The sequence below is a fragment of the Mesorhizobium sp. M7A.F.Ca.CA.004.04.2.1 genome (assembly GCF_004022825.1).
Classification (GTDB): domain Bacteria; phylum Pseudomonadota; class Alphaproteobacteria; order Rhizobiales; family Rhizobiaceae; genus Mesorhizobium.
This window is the reverse complement of record NZ_RZPH01000692.1, coordinates 1-3298: the sequence shown is the minus strand read 5'-3', so window position 1 is coordinate 3298 and position 3298 is coordinate 1. Positions and strand designations below refer to the sequence as shown.

Here is a 3298-nt window from a genome sequence, read left to right as displayed (position 1 = left end):
GGCGACATTCTGCGTGTTCTCAAGGGCTTTGGTACGAATGACGTGAAGCGGCTGGTTGGGATTGGCTTCGACCTGCGTGGGCTGGCCGTTCACCACCACCGTGATCTCGATCTTGCCCGGTCCGCCGCCGTGATTATCGCCCTTACCCGAATCCTTCGACATTGTCCTACTCCTGTGGCTTGCCAACCGCCCCACGCCCTGGCGCCCACCTGCGAGTGAGACCGGCGGTCTTCAATCGTTCACCCGGCGCCACGGCCGCGAGTACGCGAAAGACAGGGGATAAGCTACCGAATCGGTGCTTGCTTTCTTTTATGGGTGACTTGAGCCGCAAGTAAATGGTCTCAAATTGCTCCTCACAACTATAATCGATTAGAGCAATGCAAAAATATTGGCGACACGCCTATTCATCTGCTCTCTCACTCGCCTGCTCCGTGCTTGGCAAGGGGAGCTTTGACTGCGTCACGCGTCCCCCAAGCAGCCGATTGCGCCGGCAGCGCCGTAGGAACCGTCGTTCAGAGTCTTCACCACTCAAGCAGCCGCATGGATGCAGCCGACGCTCGTCTCCACAAACAGCGCAAGTGGTGCCTTGTTGGATAAGGTCGCCTCGTCCCTGGTGCAGCATCTGTCGGAACGGGTCCGCTGCGAGACCATGCCTCATCATCGCCCATGCGCAGCAGCCGGCGGTCGATGCTCGTAAGGCGTTCTGCTCATTTCGTGGCGAAGGCGCTGCTCGACTCGCGGACATATGCGGGCACCGAGGCGGAGGCTGACCAGTCGGCGCCGCGTTCGCGGATGTCGCTTGCAATGTGCTCGCGTGCGTTTGCCGCCGGCGACCTTGCCGTCCTCGCCTGCTATGGCGAGCCGGCGCAAGCGGATTGCTCGATACTGCCGGCGAGGCTGCGGGCCGGTCCTAACGGCCGTTCACAAGAGCTTGCATCAGCAACTGGCAATCGGATCGATAACTTCGCGATCGCCGTTATGGCGCGGAGATGCGGTCTCGCCGGGTTGTGGCTGGCGCTTCGTTGTGGGCGGCGCGTCGTAGCCGAGGGAGCAGGGGCGGCGCCATGATCCAGACCGAACGCGCGCTGCAGCAGGTGCTTGAGTGGGGGCGTGCCCTGACCGGTTTCGCGGATGAGCATGCTGAGGAAGCGGTAAGGGGCGGCCAGTATATCCTGCAACGCATTCACCCGAGCCTGCGCGACACCAGCGCCCGCACCGGCCGCGATCCGCAGGACGAAACGCTGATCGTGGCGTTCTATCGCGAACTGGCGCTGCTGTTCTGGCTAGACGATTGCAACGACGTTGGCCTGATCGCGCCGGAGCAGCTCGCCGCCCTGGAGCAGGCGCTGGGGCACGGCGTACCGTGCGTGCTCTCCGGATTCGAGGGCTGCGCTCAGCTGCGCGCTTCGCTGGCTGCGCTCGCTTACGATCGTCACGACTATGCTCGGCTTCTCGACTATACCCGGTGCTACTGCGCGGCGCTGCGCGCCGGACACGCGCAGGCGGCAGGGGCGCGACGCTGGTCTTACGCCGAGTACCTGCACAACGGCATCGATTCGATCGCTTACGGGACCGTGTTCTGTTGCCTGTCGCTGCTGTGGGGGCTGGACATGGCGACCTTGCGCGCGCGTCCAGCGTTTCGCCAGGTCCTGCGGCTCATCTCAGTGATAGGGCGCCTGCAGAACGATCTGCATGGACGCGACAAGGACAGGTCGGCCGGCGATAACGCGGCGATCCTGCTTCTGCAGCGCTATCCGGCTATGCCTGTGGTTGAGTTCCTCAACGACGAGTTGGCCGGCCATACGCGCATGCTGCACCGGGTGATGGCGGAAGAATGCTTTCCCGCGCCGTGGGGACCGTTGATCGAGGCGATGGCGGCGATCCGCGCGCAGTACTACCAGACTTCGACCAGCCGCTATCGCAGCGACGCTGCAGGGGGAGGCCAGCGTGCGTCGGCCTGGACGCGCCGGAGGCGGCGGCTTGGGCGCGCTGCCGTCGGTTCGATCCGACGCAACGCCGTCGCCCGCTGCTACGGATGGAGCGAGCATGAGCGACACCGCCCTGAGCCGGGGAAGGACGAACATCTGGACATCGTGCTGGATCGGCGAACGGCGCCGGCCACGGTGGCCGCTGGCTGGGAGTACATCCATTTCGAACACTGCGCACTGCCCGAGTTGGACCTGACGCAGATCGACCTGCGCGCCTCGCTGCTGGGCAAGGCTATGCGCGCGCCGCTGCTGATCAGCTCTATGGCCGGCGGCATGCCACGGGCCGAGGCCATCAACCGGCATTTGAGCGAGGCAGCGCAAGCCTTGGGGATCGCCATGTGCGGTTCGCAGCGTGTGAGCCTGCAATCCCGCAACTCCCAGGGGCTAACGCGCGCGCTGCGCCGCCTGGCGCCAGACATTCCCTTGCTGGCCAATATCGGCGCCGCGCAACTGCGGGAGGCCGACGGCCTGGACCTGGCGCGTCGCGCGGTGGACGCGCTGGAGGCCGATGGGCTCATCGTCCATCTCAATCCGCTGCAGGAAGCGGTACAGCCGGAGGGCGACCGCGAACTGGCGCGGCGTCCTGGCGCTGATCGCTGGCGCCGCGCGCATCGTGGGCGTGCCGATGGTGGCCAAGGAAGTGGGGGCGGGCCTGTCCGCCTCGGTGCCTGTGCGCTCGTCGAGGCGGGCGTGGCGGTAATCGATGTCGCCGGCGCCGGCGGCACCAGTTGGGCCGCAGTGGAGGGCGAGCGCGCCCGCAATGCCGCCGACCGTGCAGTGGCGATGTCATTCGCCGATTGGGGGATTCCACCCTGACCAGCGTGCAGGCGGTGCGTCGGGCGCTGCCAACGGTGAAGCTGATCGCGTCGGGCGGGATCCGCGATGGCGTCGACGTGGCCAAGGCCATCCGCCTGGGCGCGGACATCGCCGGGCAGGCGGCCAGCGTGCTGGGCGCGGCGACAGTGTCCACCGGGGCCGTTGTCGCGCATTTCGAGATCGTCATCCGCCAGTTGGCCGTCGCCTGCTTCTGCACGGGCTCGGCTGATCTGGCGGCGTTGCGTCAGGCGCGCTTGTTGCCCTCGTCGCATTTGTCCGCCGGTTGATGTCGGCGTCGTCCGCACGCTAACAGCAGGCTGCTGAAATACCTACGCCAAAGACAGACTATTGATCCCCCTGGCGAGACGGCTCGATTGACGGGAGCGATGTGTTCATGGAGCAGCTGTTCACGATGAAGCGGTTGGAAGATTTCGTTCCAGCCGGTCATCCTGGTGCCCGCACCGGCTGATGATCAATGGAGCGCTGGTGCGGCT

Annotated in this window: 1 protein-coding gene and 3 pseudogenes; 3 read left to right on the top strand and 1 reads right to left on the bottom strand. The window is 65.7% G+C overall.

Going from position 1 to position 3298, the window contains the following annotated elements:
* Nucleotides 1-162 (bottom strand): DUF2604 domain-containing protein (locus tag EN893_RS25325; RefSeq protein WP_128361857.1); only part of this gene is annotated, 162 nt, incomplete at its 3' end.
* 902 nt (nucleotides 163-1064) lie between these two features.
* On the opposite strand from EN893_RS25325, the pseudogene EN893_RS25315 reads away from it, so the two are divergent.
* The 3 pseudogenes from EN893_RS25315 to EN893_RS39460 form a co-directional block, all read left to right on the top strand.
* A pseudogene (locus tag EN893_RS25315) lies at nucleotides 1065-1958 on the top strand (hypothetical protein); the annotation flags it as partial.
* 88 nt (nucleotides 1959-2046) lie between these two features.
* Nucleotides 2047-3091, top strand: a pseudogene (gene fni / locus EN893_RS25310) (type 2 isopentenyl-diphosphate Delta-isomerase).
* An 86-nt stretch (nucleotides 3092-3177) separates the two neighbouring features.
* A pseudogene (locus EN893_RS39460) lies at nucleotides 3178-3298 on the top strand (IS5/IS1182 family transposase); the annotation flags it as partial.